This is a genomic window from Pseudomonas sp. GM24 (assembly GCF_000282235.1).
Taxonomy (GTDB): Bacteria; Pseudomonadota; Gammaproteobacteria; order Pseudomonadales; family Pseudomonadaceae; genus Aquipseudomonas.
Map to the genome: position 1 here is coordinate 1 of NZ_AKJR01000074.1, position 14,614 is coordinate 14,614.

Annotated in this window: 12 protein-coding genes; 9 read left to right on the plus strand and 3 right to left on the minus strand. The window is 62.1% G+C overall.

The annotated features are described in order from the left end of the window. Window positions 1-88 precede the first annotated feature (88 nt). The 4 genes from PMI23_RS11530 to PMI23_RS11545 are packed head-to-tail and all read left to right on the plus strand — an operon-like array spanning window position 89 to window position 2,950. The gene (locus PMI23_RS11530; RefSeq protein ID WP_007949828.1) at window positions 89-868 is read left to right on the plus strand and encodes an ABC transporter permease; all 780 of its coding nucleotides are present in this window, start codon (window positions 89-91) and stop codon (window positions 866-868) included. Further along, window positions 868-1,716, plus strand: a complete 849-nt coding sequence (locus PMI23_RS11535) for an ABC transporter ATP-binding protein (protein WP_007912497.1) — start codon at window positions 868-870, stop codon at window positions 1,714-1,716. The genes PMI23_RS11530 and PMI23_RS11535 overlap by 1 nt, the downstream gene beginning before the upstream one ends. Further along, window positions 1,713-2,675 carry a HEAT repeat domain-containing protein gene (locus PMI23_RS11540; RefSeq protein ID WP_007912499.1) on the plus strand — a complete coding sequence of 321 codons (963 nt, stop codon included), beginning with the start codon at window positions 1,713-1,715 and terminating at the stop codon, window positions 2,673-2,675. The genes PMI23_RS11535 and PMI23_RS11540 overlap by 4 nt, the downstream gene beginning before the upstream one ends. Then, entirely contained in the window at window positions 2,672-2,950 is a 279-nt protein-coding gene (locus PMI23_RS11545; RefSeq protein WP_007912501.1) for a DUF971 domain-containing protein, read from the plus strand. The genes PMI23_RS11540 and PMI23_RS11545 overlap by 4 nt, the downstream gene beginning before the upstream one ends. Before the next feature lie 147 nt (window positions 2,951-3,097). On the opposite strand, the gene PMI23_RS11550 is transcribed toward PMI23_RS11545, so the two are convergent. The 3 genes from PMI23_RS11550 to PMI23_RS11560 all read right to left on the minus strand — a co-directional run bounded on the left by PMI23_RS11550 (window position 3,098) and on the right by PMI23_RS11560 (window position 7,592). Then, the gene (locus PMI23_RS11550) at window positions 3,098-4,756 is read right to left on the minus strand and encodes a phosphoethanolamine transferase (RefSeq protein ID WP_007912503.1); all 1,659 of its coding nucleotides are present in this window, start codon (window positions 4,754-4,756) and stop codon (window positions 3,098-3,100) included. A 211-nt stretch (window positions 4,757-4,967) separates the two neighbouring features. Continuing rightward, the gene (locus PMI23_RS11555; protein ID WP_007912505.1) at window positions 4,968-5,705 is read right to left on the minus strand and encodes a TorF family putative porin; all 738 of its coding nucleotides are present in this window, start codon (window positions 5,703-5,705) and stop codon (window positions 4,968-4,970) included. A 144-nt stretch (window positions 5,706-5,849) separates the two neighbouring features. Then, window positions 5,850-7,592, minus strand: coding sequence for an amidohydrolase (locus tag PMI23_RS11560; RefSeq protein WP_007912511.1), 1,743 nt, complete (start codon window positions 7,590-7,592; stop codon window positions 5,850-5,852). 103 nt (window positions 7,593-7,695) lie between these two features. Here PMI23_RS11560 and PMI23_RS11565 point away from each other — a divergent pair, with 103 nt between their 5' ends. The 5 genes from PMI23_RS11565 to PMI23_RS11585 all read left to right on the plus strand — a co-directional run bounded on the left by PMI23_RS11565 (window position 7,696) and on the right by PMI23_RS11585 (window position 14,523). Further along, a complete protein-coding gene (locus PMI23_RS11565; protein WP_007912513.1) occupies window positions 7,696-8,613 on the plus strand; it encodes a LysR family transcriptional regulator in 918 nt (305 codons plus the stop codon). Between the two features lie 178 nt (window positions 8,614-8,791). Then, window positions 8,792-9,409 carry a transcriptional repressor LexA gene (gene lexA, locus PMI23_RS11570; RefSeq protein WP_007912515.1) on the plus strand — a complete coding sequence of 206 codons (618 nt, stop codon included), beginning with the start codon at window positions 8,792-8,794 and terminating at the stop codon, window positions 9,407-9,409. After that, window positions 9,409-10,026, plus strand: a complete 618-nt coding sequence (gene imuA / locus PMI23_RS11575) for a translesion DNA synthesis-associated protein ImuA (protein WP_007912516.1) — start codon at window positions 9,409-9,411, stop codon at window positions 10,024-10,026. The genes lexA and imuA overlap by 1 nt, the downstream gene beginning before the upstream one ends. Window positions 10,027-10,033: 7 nt before the next feature. After that, window positions 10,034-11,449, plus strand: coding sequence for a Y-family DNA polymerase (locus PMI23_RS11580; protein WP_007912519.1), 1,416 nt, complete (start codon window positions 10,034-10,036; stop codon window positions 11,447-11,449). Then, on the plus strand, window positions 11,425-14,523 hold the full coding sequence (locus tag PMI23_RS11585) for an error-prone DNA polymerase (protein WP_202949279.1): 3,099 nt from the start codon (window positions 11,425-11,427) through the stop codon (window positions 14,521-14,523). The genes PMI23_RS11580 and PMI23_RS11585 overlap by 25 nt, the downstream gene beginning before the upstream one ends. The last annotated feature ends 91 nt before the right edge of the window (window positions 14,524-14,614 follow it).

Genomic DNA, 14,614 nt, shown 5'->3' on the forward strand with positions numbered 1-14,614 from the left:
TCCCCCTCGCCCCCCTTGGGGGGAGAGGGCTGGGGTGAGGGGGGTAAATCTCAGCCACAACACAGATCCAGAACTGGAAACCCGCTCCATGAAAACACCCATTCGCTGGACATCAAGAGCCGCATCCTTGCTGCTCTGCCTGCTGTTCTGGCAACTCGCCGCCAGCCACCACTGGAACCTCGGCCTCGTCACCTTCGCCAACGTGCCAACACCCTTGGCCGTCATCGAAGCTGCACTGGGTCTCGGCGACTCCGGCAAGCTCCTGCAACACCTGATCGCCAGCCTCAGCCGCGTGTTCGCCGGTTACCTCGCCGCACTGCTGATCGGCATCGCCCTCGGTTTGGCCATCGGCCGCTCGAAATGGGCCGAAGACCTGCTGCTGCCACCACTGGAAGTCGTGCGCCCAATCCCTGCAGTCGCATGGATTCCATTGGCGATCCTGATGTTTCCATCCTCTGAACTGTCGATGGTCTTCATCACCTTCACCGGCGCACTGTTCCCGATCCTGCTCAACACCGTGCACGGCGTCGAGGGCGTCGACCCACGACTGATCGCCTCGGCGAAAAGCCTCGGGGCAGGGCGCCGGGCGATCCTGCTGGAGGTGATTCTCCCAGGCGCGGCACCCAGCATCATCACGGGGCTGGCGATCGGCATGGGCACGTCGTGGTTCTGTCTGGTGACGGCGGAAATGATCTCCGGCCAGTTCGGCATCGGTTACTACACCTGGGAGTCCTACACCATTCAGAACTACGCCGACATCGTCGTCGGCATGTTGCTGATCGGCGTATTGGGCATGGGCAGCAGTCTGCTGATCAAACGCCTGGGCGGGCTGTTCACGCCTTGGCATCGACCGCGAGGAAAAGCCTGATGAGCGTGATGCAAACCCCGGAAGGGCGGATCGACATCCGCCAGTTGTCCATCGTTCTCGGCGCAGGGCGTGAGGCGTTCGAAGCGGTGCGCGAACTCGATTGCCAGATCGAACCCGGCCAGTTCGTGTGTATTCTCGGCCCGTCCGGTTGTGGCAAATCGACCTTGCTCGGCGCTCTGGCCGGGCATTTGAGCGCTCACGCCGGGAGCCTGAAAGTCGATGGCGCGGCGGTGTCCGGCCCGTCACCGCAGCGCGGCATGGTGTTTCAGCACCACACGCTGTTTCCGTGGCGCACGGTGCGTGACAACGTGGCTTTCGGCCTGAAAATGCGTGGCATCGGCAAGGCTGAGCGCCATCGCGCCGCTGACGAAATCCTCAAACTGGTCGGCCTCGAAGGTTTCGCCGAACGCTGGCCCGATCAGCTCTCCGGTGGCATGCAGCAACGCGTCGAGATCGCCCGGGTGCTGGTCAATCGCCCGCGTCTGTTGCTGATGGATGAGCCGTTCGGCGCTCTGGATGCCTTGACCCGCCTGAACATGCAGGAACTGCTGCTGGACATCTGGACGCGGATCCGCACCACCGTGGTCTTCGTTACCCATGACATTGACGAGGCGCTGTTCCTCGCCGACCGCTTGCTGGTGATGAGTGCGCGGCCGGGGCGAATCATTGAAGACTTGCGTCTGGACTTCGCCCGACCACGTACCAGCGAACTGGTCACCAGCCCCGAGTTCTCCCGGCTCAAACGCCACTGCCTCGACCTGCTGCGCCACGACAACGACCGACCGCTGCCGCGCCTCAATCCGCTCGGCCTGCCTCCCGAAAACCCTTTGCCGCGATTTGCCCTATGACCTCTATTTTTGCTGTGACCGATAACCAAGACATTCTCGATCTGCGACCGCGCCTGACTGCTGAAGATGCTGGTGTGCGGCGTATTGCGCTGATTGATCTGGCGGATCTGGAAGAGCCGGATGGCTTGCTTTGGCTGGTTGATCGCCTGAGGCAGGATCCTGCTGAAGAAGTCCGCGCTGAAGCCGCGCGTTTACTGGAGGCCAGGGAAGATGCTGAGGTCGTACAGGCCTTGTGCGAGGCGCTGACCGACCCGTCGCCCGCCGTGCAATCCGCCGCCGCACAAAGCCTGAGTCTGCTCAAGACTGAAGCGGCGGGGCAGGTGATTTTGCCGTGGACTGATCATGCCGACGTCAGTGTGCGTATCGCTGCGTTCCGTGCCTTGCGTGAGTTGCGTTTCGCCGACGCCGCGCCGGCTGCGGTTTCGGCGCTGAACGATGCCGACGCCAGCGTTCGTCGTGAAGCCGTGGGCGTGCTCGGCTGGCTCAAGCAACTCGACGCTTTGCCCGCCCTGGCACGATTGGCCAGCGCTGACCCGGACACCGAAGTGCGCCGTGCTGCGACTGGCGCTTTGGGACTGGCCTCCAGCGCCGAAGTGTTGCCAGCCCTGTGCCAGGCTTTGCAGGACGACGCCTGGCAAGTGCGCGAAGAAGCCGCGACGACCTTGGGCAAGGTCGGCCACATTGACGCTGGCTCTGCACTGGTCGAAGCCTTGAGCGATGACTACTGGCAAGTGCGCCTGCGCGCTACTCGCAGCCTCGGTCGTCTGCGTTTCGCACCGGCGCTGGATGCGCTGATCGACACCCTTGCTCATCGCATCAGCAACCTGCGCAAAGAGGCCGCGCTGGCCTTGGGCGAACTCAATGATCGCGGCGCCGTGGCCGCCTTGCAGGCCGCGCAGGACGACGGTGACCCGGAAGTGCGCAAAGCCGTGCGCATTGCCTTGAGTCAGTTGCAATGAACCCGCTGTCAGTCGGTAACTCGCAGAGCGAAGGCACCTTGCGTTTAAGCTGGCCGGACGGCCGCGAACAACAGCTCAACCACGCCGAACTGCGCCGCCAGTGCCCATGCTCGCAATGCCGCGCGTTTCGCCTGAAAGGCCTGACGCCCATGGTCGATGATCGCGTGCGCCTGATCGAACTCAACCCCCAGGGCTACGGCGTGCAACTGATCTTCAGCGACGGCCACCAACGCGGCATTTACCCGTGGGCCTATCTGGCAAACCTCACCTCCTGAGAGCACCATTTACCCTGTGGGAGTTGGCTTGCCAGTGATGGCGGCTTGTCAGTCAACACAGATGCCGGATGTGCCGGCCTTATCGCTGGCAAGCCTGCCGGCCTTATCGCTGGCAAGCCAGCTCCCACAGGGATCTTCAGTGTTTGGTTAATTCGTGGCCGTCATCGCCGGCCGGCAGCCATGAAAAATATCCAGCCCCGGCTGATACACCGAGGTCTTCACCTCAAACAACCCCAGCACCGAATGAAACAGGTTGTCGTGGCTCAAATCCGCCTGCCCGGTCTTGCCTTGCAGACACCCGCGATCAATCCCTTCACTTGCCAGCGTGCCGTCGCCAAACCACATCACCATCGGCACATGGGTCTGCGCTTCAGGTGCCAGCGCATACGGCGCGGCGTGCAGATACAAACCGTTCTCGCCCAGCGATTCACCGTGATCGGAGACGTACACCATCGACGTGTCCAGCGAGTCCTGATTACGCTTGAGCAGCTCAATCACCTTGGCGAGGAAATGGTCGGTGTAGAGAATCGTGTTGTCGTACACGTTCACCAGTTCATCGCCGCTGCAACTGCCCAGTTGATTGGTGTGGCAGATCGGTTTGAAGCGCTCCATGTCTTTCGGATAGCGCTCGTAGTATTCCGGGCCGTGGCTGCCGTCGGCATGCAGGACAATGATCGCGTGGCCCTTGAGGCTGTCGATGTAGCTTTGCAGATCTTGCAGCAGCGCCTCGTCGAGGCAGTTGTTGCCATCGCAGAACGGCCCCGGCTGGTTCTTCGCAATATCGCGATGCGGCACGCGCAGGCAGGTGCCTTTGCAGTCGCTGTTGTTGTCCAGCCACAGCACTTGCACGCCGGCGCGCTGGAGAATGTCGAGCAGGCCTTCGTAGGTTTTGCCTTTCTTGTCGCTGTAATCCTCACGCGGGAACATCGAGAACATGCACGGCACCGAGACCGCCGTCGACGTGCCGCAGGAGTGCACCTGAGTGAAGTTGAGGATGTCCAGTTTGCTCAGTTCGGGATTGGTCTCGCGCGTATAACCGTTCAGCGAAAAGTGATCGGCGCGGGCGGTTTCACCGACCACAAAGACCATCAGCGATTTCTTCTCGCGGCTGGCCGCCTTGGCGCTCATCACCGCGTCTTCGCCAATGGCCTGCACCACGAAGTGCTTTTTGATGCCCAGGCGTTGCTTGGCGTACTTGCTGATCGCGTAGATGTAGTTGGTCGGGTTGATGAAGTGGGTGAGCTTGTCTTCTTCGCGGAAGATCGGCGCGTAGGTCGAATAGAACGCGCCCACCGACGCAGCGATCACCAGCACGCAGGCGATGATCACCAACACCTTGTTGAGCAAGCCGCGAAAGAACGGCCGATAACTCACCGGCCAACGCCAGATCAATGCCGCTGGCAACACGCCGAGCAGCAGCACGTAAGCCAGCAGCTTGCCGTTGAACAGTGCGCAGGCTTCGGCGGGGTTGGTTTCGAAGACATTCTGAATCATCACCGTGTCGATGGTGATGCCGTATTCGTTCATGAAATACGCGGCGCAGGCCGAGAGCAGGGCGACCACGCTGAGCAGCGGTTTCAGTGTCCAGCGAAACGACACCAGGGTCAGCAGCAGGGTGATCGCGGCCCACAAAAACAGCCCGAACGAAGCGAAAAACGCCACTTTGTGCGCGCCCTGCAGGGTGATCAGCGTGCCCAGCGCCTTCCAGGTCGCCAGGTTGTACAACGCCACCAGCGCCAGGGAAAACAGCAGCACCAGTCGGGTAGGCGTGATGGACGGTAAACGCAGTCCGTTGCCCAAAGCCATGTCAAACATTCCTCTACATGAATAGAAAGCCACGCGGTTGCGCGGGTAACTGTAGAAGAGCATTAGTAAAAAATTCGTAAACACCCTGTAACAAGTTCGACCCCCATTTCCTGTAGGAGCTGCCGAAGGCTGCGATCTTTTGATGTTGTTCTTAACATCAAGATCAAAAGATCGCAGCCTTCGGCAGCTCCTACAGATGGATTTCGGTGGGTCAGAAGGATTTGCTGACGCTGGCGACGACGGTGGCGGTGCAGACGTCTTTGAAGCCCCAGTTGCTCAGGCATTGGCTCTGTGAGAGATCGGTGTCGATGTAGCTCAGGCCCAACACCACCCCGGCCAGATTGTGGGTGAGTTTGACTTCCCATTCGCGATAACTGTCTTCGGCCTGCCCGGACGCCGAATACAAATGCGGATCCTTGAAATCCATATTGCCGTAGCGCAGCTTCAAGCCCGAGTCGAACGGCAACTCGGTTTCATAACCGATGTAGGTGTACAGCGAACTCTGCTTGCTATCGATCCCCGGCGCATCGTTGGAGTAGTACGCCGCCAGCTTCACCCCGTACACCCCGAGAATCCCGTAGACCTCGCTCTGGTTGAACTGGCTTTCCTTGGGGTAGGCGTATTTGATGTAGCCCAGATCGAGGCTGACCTCCTCGGTCGCCTGCCACAGCCAACCGCCGTAGTAATCGACTTCCTGGCGGGTTTTCAGGCCACCGCCGAAATCGACGTTGGAACTCCACGCGCCAAGGTACAGACCGCTGCTGTGCGCGAGGGTCAGGCCGGCCTGTGCGGCGGGGTCATTCTGGGTTTGCGAGATGCCACGGGTCCGGTAGTCGCTGGCTAAAGTGAGATCCACCAACAGCGCAAAATCATCGTTCAAGGGGATCGCAAAGCTGCTCAAGGGCAGCACGCTCAAGAAACTCAGGGCGAACAGGGGCAAGGCTTTCATGTGAAGTCCCGATGTTGTGATTGTTATGGGGGCAGGAGGTAAACCTGTAGGAGCTGCCGCAGGCTGCGATCTTTTGATCTTGGTTTTTAAAATCAAAGTCAAAAGATCGCAGCCTGCGGCAGTTCCTACAGGGGAAACGCGTTGTTAGTGGGTGGCGGTGTAGACCTGACGACCGCCGAACCAGGTTTGCAGGACTTTGGTGTCATGCAGGGCTTTGTTATCGACGCTGAACACATCACGATCGAGCACGATAAAGTCGGCCTGTTTACCCGGCGTCAGCGAGCCGATCTGGTTCTCCAGACCAATCGTCCGCGCCGCATTAACGGTGTAGGCGTAGAACATGGTGTCGCGGTCCAGACGCTCGTCGGCATTGAGCACGCCCAACGGGCCGACGCGAGTAATTGCTTGAGCCATGGCATTGAACGGGTTTGGCGAAGACACCGGCCAGTCACTCGCACCGGCAATCGTCGCGCCCTGTTTCAGCAGCGAGTGCGCCGGGTACTGATAGCGGAAGGCGAGGGCGCTGACGTACGGCTTGATCATGTCGGTGGTGTAGTCGTCGGCGCTGGCCCATAGCAACTGCATCGAGGCGATGACGTTGAGCGGCTTGAAGCGGGCGAACTCTTTCGGGTTGACCATTTGCAAGTGAGTGATCGAGTGGGTCACGCCGCTCTGCCGATCCTTGCGCGCCTGCGCGATGCCGTTCAGCGCTTCGCGCACCGCGCGGTCGCCGATCGCGTGGATGTGCACCAGCCAGCCGCGCTGGTCGATGGCGCTGACCAGTTCGCCGAAATGCTGCGGATCGATCAGCAGTTCGCCCTGTTTGTGCGAGTTGCTGTACGGGTCGATCATCGCCGCGCTCTGCGCCGGGAACTCGATCACGCCGTCGGCGAAGATCTTGATGCCGGGCAGGGTCAGGTTGGGAATGCCTTGGAATTGCTGGCGCACCTTGTCCAGCGTGTCGAGGTCGGCGGGTACGCTTTTCGGGTTGGCCACCAGCAGCGCCGCGACGTGCACGCTCATATCGCCGCTTTCTGACAAGGCTTTATAGGCCGGCAGCACGCCGACGGTTTTCTCGGTGGGTTTGAGCGCGAACACTGCTTCGCCCGGCGCGGCGTTGGCGGCCGGGTCCATCCACGCGGTAATGCCGAGGCTGTTGTTGTAGCGCACTGCTGATTTGGCGGCGTTCAACATGTCGGCAGGGCTCGGCACCGGCATCTTCGAGGCGACCCGATCCCAACCGGCGTCGACCACAAATCCATTGGGCTCACCGTTGGCCAGCTTGCCGATGGTGTCTTTTTCCGCGTCGGGCAGGGTTTTCAGCAGCGCGGCATCAATGCCGGCGCGCTTGAGCATCACATTGTTGGCCCACGCGGTGTGGTGGTCGCTGCCGATAAATACCACCGGCACATTGGCCCATTCGCCGCTATTGAAGGTGTTGCCCAAGGCCTCGGCCTGCGCCCAATAAACCGAACTCATCCCGGCAATGCTCAGCACATCGCCGTGTTTGGCCTTGCCGTTTGCACGCCAGTCGCGCAGGCGTTTTTGCAGTTCGTCGAGGTCGACGACTTCGTCTTCCATGTTCGCCGAGACCATTTCCAGTCCACCGAAAATCGCGTGGGAATGGCTGTCGATCAGGCCGGGCATCAACGCTTTGCCCTTGAGGTCGATGACTTCGGTACCCGGTTCAATCAAGGCTTTGATCTGCGCATCGGTGCCGACTTTCAGCACTTTGCCGTTCTCCACGGCCAAGGCTTGCACCTTGGCTTGAGTGCGGTCGGCGGTGAAGATCTTGCCGTTGAGCAGCACCAGATCGGCGGCGGCCATGGCTTCCATCGAGGCAAAACTTACAGCGAGAGCCAACAGCTTCGGGATGAATCTTTTCATTGAAGATTTCCTTGTTATTGCGTCTGATGGCGAGATTAGTGGCTGGCGACGGCCGACAGAACGCCTCCCTCACGAAAAACGTTTTTGCCTGAATGGAAAAAGCATGGACAAGTTGGGTGCATTGAAAATGTTCGTGGTCACCGCGCAGCTCGGCAGTTTCAGCCGCGCCGCCGAGCAGTTGGGCAAGACCCCGTCGGCGCTGACCAAAGCGGTCAATCACCTGGAATCGGAGCTGGGCGCACGGCTGTTCGAGCGCAGTACGCGGCGGATTCTGCTCACCGAAATCGGTCGGGTGTACCTGGAAACCGCACGGTTGGTGTTGCAGCGACTCGATGAGGCCAGCGAGGAAATCGAGCAGTTGCAGCACGGCTTGCGCGGCAGCCTGAAAATCACCGCCCCGCTGGCCTATGGCCGGGCGTTTCTCGATCAAGTGTGTGACGGATTTTTGCAGCAATACCCGCAGATCAGCCTGCAAGTGGACCTGTGCGATGCCTTCGTCAATCTGCTGGAAAGTGGTTATGACCTGGCGCTGCGTGAGGGCCACGATGACTTGCCGGGGCTGATTGCGCGGGTGGTCGGCAGCAATCGTCTGGCGTTGTGCGCCAGCCCGGAATATCTGGCGCGCAAGGATTTGCCGGTCAATCCGCAAACCCTTGAGCAGCATGAATGGCTGCTCTATCAGCACCCGTTACTCAGCCGCGAATTCTGGTGGGCCGAGCGTGACGGGCAGCGCTTGAGTCTGGCGCAACCCGCAGCGCCGTTGTTGCGCAGTGACAATTACGATTTGTTGCTGGCCAGTGCCTTGGCCGGACGCGGTTTGCTGCACACGCCGTTGTGGAGCGCCGCGCCGTACATTGCCGACGGGCGACTGGTGCGGGTCATGGCCGATTACGAGATCGACCCGGACACCTTTGGCCCGCACATTCTGGCGGTGTACCCGAGCCACCGCCGGGCCACGGCGAAGGTCGTTGCCTTCATCGATTACATCTCAGCATTTCTCGCCGAACGCGGCCTTAACTGACTCCCCCGCACTGATCGTACTGATCGTTCCCACGCTCTGCGTGGGAATGCCTCTAGGGACGCTCTGCGTCCAGTGACGCGGAGCGTCACGGGCTGCATTCCCACGCGGAGCGTGGGAACGATCAACGTGGGGTGGGCCGACCTGTGGCGCTTGTCAGGAAAATCCTACAGGAGTACAAATGTACTCCATGACGAACCTGACTCCCCGCCGTACCGCCATCCTGACGTTTATCCGCGATCGAATCGCCGAACACGGTCAGCCCCCAAGCCTCGCTGAAATCAGCGAGGCTTTTGGTTTTGCCTCGCGCAGCGTGGCGCGCAAGCACGTGCTGGCGCTCACCGAAGCCGGGTTTATCGAGGTCAATCCGCATCAGGCCCGGGGCATTCGCCTGCTCGGGCAACCGCCACGCCCGGAGCTGCTCGACATCCCCGTGCTCGGCCGCGTCGCTGCCGGTGCGCCGATTGGCGCCGATGCCGACATCCATAGCCGCTTGCTGCTCGACCCGGCGCTGTTCTCCCGCACACCCGACTATATGCTGCGGGTGCAGGGCGATTCGATGATCGAGGACGGCATTCTCGACGGTGATCTGGTCGGCGTACGGCGCAATCCCGAAGCGCTCAACGGCCAGATCGTCGTGGCGCGGCTCGACGGTGAAGTCACTATCAAACGCTTCGAACGGCTCGGCGATGAAGTGCGGCTGTTGCCGCGCAACCCGGCGTACCAGCCGATTGTCGTGCGCGACGATCAGGATCTGGCCATCGAAGGGGTGTTCTGTGGTCTGGTGAGGCAAGGCTGATGGGCGCCGTCGTTGCGTTGGATACGCTGTTCAATGGCGGCCAGGTCTGGAGGGGCCGGCCTGCGCCGCCGGCCGCCAGTCCGCAACCCACCGGGCACGCGGCGCTCGACGCAGCATTGCCCAGCGGCGGCTGGCCGGAAGCGGCGCTGAGCGAAATCCTGTTGGCCGGCCCCGGTGTCGGCGAACTGCAACTGGTCTGGCCGACGCTGGCGCGGTTGTCGGCGGCGGGCGAGCGCATTGTGCTGGTAGCGCCGCCGTTCGTGCCGTACCCGCAGGCGTGGGAGAACGCCGGGGTCGATCTGCGTCAGTTGTCGGTGATTCAGGCCAGTGAACGCGATGCCTTGTGGGCGGCGGAACAATGCCTGCGTTCAGGCAGTTGCGGCGCGGTGCTGTGCTGGCCGCACAAGGCTGATGACCGCGCGTTGCGGCGTTTGCAGGTGGCGGCGGAAACCGGCCAGACCCTGGCGTTTGCCTGGCGTCCGTTAAGCGAAGCGGTCAATCCGTCACCGGCGGCATTACGGATTGCCATCGATGCCAAACCCGCGCAGTTGCGCGTGCTCAAGTGCCGTGGCGGTTTGGCGCGTGCGGCGCCGATTGCCTTTGCCGTGGGTCACTGAGGTCGCCATGCGCTGGGTGTGTATTCTGTTCCCGCAATTGGCCCTTGATGCCGTGCTGCGTCAGCGCCCCGATCCCGATGAGCCGTTGGTGCTGCTCAGCGGCCCGGCCCAGCGCCGGGTACTGCAAGCGGTCAACCCGGCGGCGCGCAAACTCGGGTTGCGCGCTGGCCAGTCGATGACCGCCGCCCAAGCGATGAGCAAGGGGTTTGCCACCGCCGATTACGAGGTGGCCGAGGTCGAGCACTGGCAGCAGTTTCTTGCCGCGTGGGCCTACGGTTTCAGCGCGCAGGTCAGCGTGCATTACCCGCGCGCCGTGGTGTTCGAAATCGAATCGAGCCTGGGGCTGTTCGGTTCCTGGGCGCAGTTTGAAGCACGGTTGCGCAAGGAACTGAGCGATCTGGGCTTTCGCCATCGCATCGTTGCCGCACCGAATCCGGTGGCGGCGCGGGTACTGGCCAATGCTTACGATGGCTTGGTGGTGCCGGACGGCGAAGCCTTGCAGCATCACCTCGGCCAGTTGCCCGTCGACCGTGTCGGCCTGGAGCCGAGCGTGGCCACGGCGTTGTCGCGCATGGGCCTGCGCAACCTCAGTCAGGTGCAGAGCTTGCCGCGTCAGGCGCTGGCCCGACGCTTCGAAGCGCAGATGCTCAAGCACCTCGACACCTTGTTTGGCGCGCGACCCTTGGCGCTGGAGTTTTACTTGCCGCCCGATCGTTTCGATGTGCGCATCGAACTCAACTTTGACGTGCAATCCCATCAGGCGCTGCTGTTTCCGCTACGGCGTTTGACTGGCGATCTGTCGGCGTTCCTCTGCGGGCGCGACAGCGGCGTGCAGCGTTTCGACCTGCATCTGGAACACGCCGGGCTGCCGGACAGCGTGATCAAAGTCGGTTTGCTCAGCGCCGAACGTGATCCGGCGATGCTCTTCGAACTGGCCCGTGGTCGGCTCGAGCAAGTGCAGGTCGAGGCGCCCGTGCGTGGTTTTCGTCTGCGTGCCGAGGACCTGCCGAGCTTCGTGCCGCAGTTTCAGGAACTGTTCGACGACCGTCCGCAGCAGACCTTGCCCTGGGAGCAATTGCGCGAACGCTTGCGTGCACGCTTGGGTGATGACGCCGTGCAGGGGCTGCGCTTTCAGGCTGATCATCGTCCGGAGTGCGCGTGGCAGCACGGTGTCGACAAACAACGCTGCACAGGCTTGCCGAATGTGCAGCGTCCGGGCTGGTTACTGGGTGAACCGCAGAGTGTGGCAGAGGGTTCGGCGCGGATTCTCATGGGCCCGGAACGCATCGAATCCGGCTGGTGGGACGGTGACGATGTGCGCCGCGATTATTACCTGATCCAGAACCGCACCGGCCAACAGGGTTGGGCTTATCGCGCGGTGGGTGAGGGCGGTCCGTTGTGGCTGCAGGGCTGGTTTGCATGAACGACGGTTATGCCGAACTGCACTGCCTGTCGAACTTCAGTTTTCAGCGCGGTGCGTCCAGTGCGCTGGAACTGTTTCAGCGGGCAAAAAAACACGGCTATCAGGCATTGGCGATCACCGATGAGTGTACGTTGGCCGGCATCGTTCGCGCCTGGCAAGCGGCGAAGTCCGTTGAGTTGCCGCTGATCATCGGCAGTGAAGTGCGCATCGACAACGGCCCGAAACTGCTGTTGCTGGTGGAGAACCTTGCAGGCTATCAAGCGCTGTGCGGTTTGATCACGCGCGCGCGGCGGCGTACGCAGAAAGGTCAGTATCAAGTGCTGCGCGAGGACTTTGAGCAAGCGCTGCCGGGATTACTGGTGTTGTGGGTGCCGGATTCACTCGATGATGTGGAAGAGGGCCGTTGGCTGCAGCAGACCTTCGCCGAACGCCTGTGGCTGGCGGTGCAATTGCATCGTGGCCAGGACGATCAGCAGCGGCTGGCGGCGTTGTTGGGGCTGGCCGCCGAGTTGCAGATTCCAGCCGTGGCCAGCGGCGATGTGCACATGCACGCCCGTGGCCGCCGCGCCTTGCAGGACACCATGACCGCGATCCGCCATCACGTGCCGGTGGCCGAGGCAGGGTTGCGTTTGCACCCCAATGGCGAGCGGCATTTGCGCAGCGTCGAGGTGTTGCGCGAGTTGTATCCGCAGGCCTTGCTGGATGAGTCGGTGAAGCTGGCCCGGCGTTGCACCTTTGATTTGGGCGAATTGCGTTATCAATACCCCAAAGAACTGGTGCCCGAGGGACACAGCGCCAGTTCCTGGCTACGGCAACTGACCAAGGAAGGCATCGCCTGGCGTTGGGAGAAGGGCGCGCCCTTCAAGGTGCTGAGGCAGATCAACAAAGAACTGAAGCTGATCGCCGAACTCGGCTACGAAAGCTACTTCCTCACCGTGCATGACGTGGTGCGCTTCGCCCGCGAGCAGAAGATTCTGTGTCAGGGTCGGGGCTCGGCAGCCAACTCGGCGGTGTGTTTTGCCTTGGGCATCACCGAAATCGACCCGGATCGCACCACACTGCTGTTCGAACGCTTCATGTCCAAGGAGCGCAACGAGCCGCCGGACATCGACGTCGACTTCGAACACGAGCGCCGCGAAGAAGTCCTGCAATACGTGTTCCGCCGTTACGGCCGTGGTCGCGCGGCGCTGACGGCGGTGGTCAGCACTTACCACGCCGCCGGCGCGGTGCGCGATGTGGCCAAGGCCTTGGGCCTGCCGCCGGATCAGGTCAATGCACTGGCCGATTGCTGCGGCCACTGGAGCGATGAAACGCCGCCGGTCGAGCGTTTGCTCGAAGGCGGCTTCGACCCGGACAGCCCGGTGCTGCGCCGGGTGTTGAGCCTGACCGGGCAGTTGATCGGTTTCCCCCGGCACCTGTCGCAGCATCCTGGCGGTTTCGTGATTTCCGAGCAGCCGCTGGACACGCTGGTTCCGGTGGAGAACGCCGCCATGGCCGAGCGCACGATCATCCAGTGGGACAAGGATGACCTCGACGCGGTCGGGCTGCTTAAGGTGGACATCCTCGCCCTCGGCATGCTCAGTGCGATCCGTCGTTGCTTCGACTTGCTGCGCCGCCATCGCAATATCGACTTGAGTCTGGCGACGATCCCGGCCGAAGACAAACCGACTTACGAGATGATCAGCCGCGCCGACACCATTGGCGTGTTCCAGATCGAGTCGCGGGCGCAGATGTCGATGCTGCCACGTCTGAAACCGGCGAAGTTCTACGATCTGGTGATCGAAGTGGCCATCGTCCGCCCGGGGCCGATTCAGGGCGGGATGGTCCATCCGTACCTGCGCCGGCGCAATAAAGAAGAGAAAGAAACCTATCCGTCACCGGAGCTGGAAGTGGTGCTCAAACGCACCCTCGGCGTGCCGCTGTTTCAGGAACAGGTGATGCAGATCGCTATCGTCGCCGCCGACTACAGCCCCGGCGAGGCCGATCAGTTGCGCCGCTCGATGGCCGCGTGGAAACGCCACGGTGGACTGGAACCGCACAAGGAACGCCTCGCCGCCGGCATGAAGAAAAACGGTTACACGCCGGAGTTCGCCGCGCAGATTTTCGAGCAGATCAAAGGCTTCGGCAGCTACGGCTTCCCCGAATCCCACGCCGCCAGTTTCGCCTTGCTGACCTACGCCAGTTGCTGGCTCAAGTGCCACGAACCGGCGGCGTTCGCCTGTGCGCTGATCAACAGCTGGCCGATGGGTTTCTACAGCCCGGATCAGATTCTCCAGGACGCGCGCCGACACCAGTTGCAAATCCGCCCGGTCGACGTGCGCGCCAGTGACTGGGATTGCAGCCTGGAAACCACCACAGCGGCGCAACCGGCGATCCGTATGGGTCTGCGCATGATCAAGGGCTTTCGCGAAGACGATGCCCGGCGCATCGAAGCGGCGCGGGCGCGTGGGGCGTTTGCCGATGTCGCCGATCTGGGCGAACGGGCCGCACTCGACAGTCGGGCGCAGGCGTTACTGGCCGATTCCGGGGCGTTGCGCGGTTTGGCTGGGCATCGGCATCGGGCGCGCTGGGAAGTGGCCGGGGTGCAGAAGCAGTTGGGTCTGTTTGCCGGGCTGCCGAGTCAGGAGGAGGCGGAGGTGGAGCTGCCCAAACCCAGTGTCGGCGAGGATCTGCACGCCGATTACAGCACCGTCGGCACCACGTTGGGGCCGCATCCGTTGGCGCTGTTGCGTGGCGAACTCAAGGCGCGGCGCTGTCGCAGTTCTCAGGAATTGCTCGACGTCGAGCACGGCCGGCCGGTGAGCGTCGCCGGGCTGGTCACCGGGCGGCAACGACCGGGCACTGCCAGTGGCGTGACCTTCGTGACCCTGGAAGACGAATTCGGCAACGTCAACGTGGTGGTCTGGCGTGATCTGGCCGAGCGTCAGCGGCAAGTGCTGGTGGGCTCGCAACTACTGAAAGTCGATGGCCGCTGGGAGCGCGAAGGTGAAGTGCGCCACCTGATCGCCGGGCGTTTGAGCGACCTCAGCCCGCTGCTTAATGGCATCCGCGTGCAGAGCCGCGATTTCCATTAGCGCGCCCTGATCTGATCGTTCCCACGCTCTGCGTGGTAACGCTTCCCGTGACGCTCCGCGTCACAGCGGACGCGGAGCGTCCGTGGCTGCA

What these genes read in the sequence shown, in the direction of transcription:
- imuA (WP_007912516.1), top strand. Translation starts at nt 9,409, where the DNA reads ATGGGCGCCGTCGTTGCGTTGGATACGCTGTTCAATGGCGGCCAGGTC.
- PMI23_RS11535 (WP_007912497.1), top strand. Translation starts at nt 868, where the DNA reads ATGAGCGTGATGCAAACCCCGGAAGGGCGGATCGACATCCGCCAGTTG.
- PMI23_RS11555 (WP_007912505.1), bottom strand. Translation starts at nt 5,705, where the DNA reads ATGAAAGCCTTGCCCCTGTTCGCCCTGAGTTTCTTGAGCGTGCTGCCC.
- PMI23_RS11530 (WP_007949828.1), top strand. Translation starts at nt 89, where the DNA reads ATGAAAACACCCATTCGCTGGACATCAAGAGCCGCATCCTTGCTGCTC.
- PMI23_RS11550 (WP_007912503.1), bottom strand. Translation starts at nt 4,756, where the DNA reads ATGGCTTTGGGCAACGGACTGCGTTTACCGTCCATCACGCCTACCCGA.
- lexA (WP_007912515.1), top strand. Translation starts at nt 8,792, where the DNA reads ATGTACTCCATGACGAACCTGACTCCCCGCCGTACCGCCATCCTGACG.
- PMI23_RS11565 (WP_007912513.1), top strand. Translation starts at nt 7,696, where the DNA reads ATGGACAAGTTGGGTGCATTGAAAATGTTCGTGGTCACCGCGCAGCTC.
- PMI23_RS11545 (WP_007912501.1), top strand. Translation starts at nt 2,672, where the DNA reads ATGAACCCGCTGTCAGTCGGTAACTCGCAGAGCGAAGGCACCTTGCGT.
- PMI23_RS11540 (WP_007912499.1), top strand. Translation starts at nt 1,713, where the DNA reads ATGACCTCTATTTTTGCTGTGACCGATAACCAAGACATTCTCGATCTG.
- PMI23_RS11580 (WP_007912519.1), top strand. Translation starts at nt 10,034, where the DNA reads ATGCGCTGGGTGTGTATTCTGTTCCCGCAATTGGCCCTTGATGCCGTG.
- PMI23_RS11560 (WP_007912511.1), bottom strand. Translation starts at nt 7,592, where the DNA reads ATGAAAAGATTCATCCCGAAGCTGTTGGCTCTCGCTGTAAGTTTTGCC.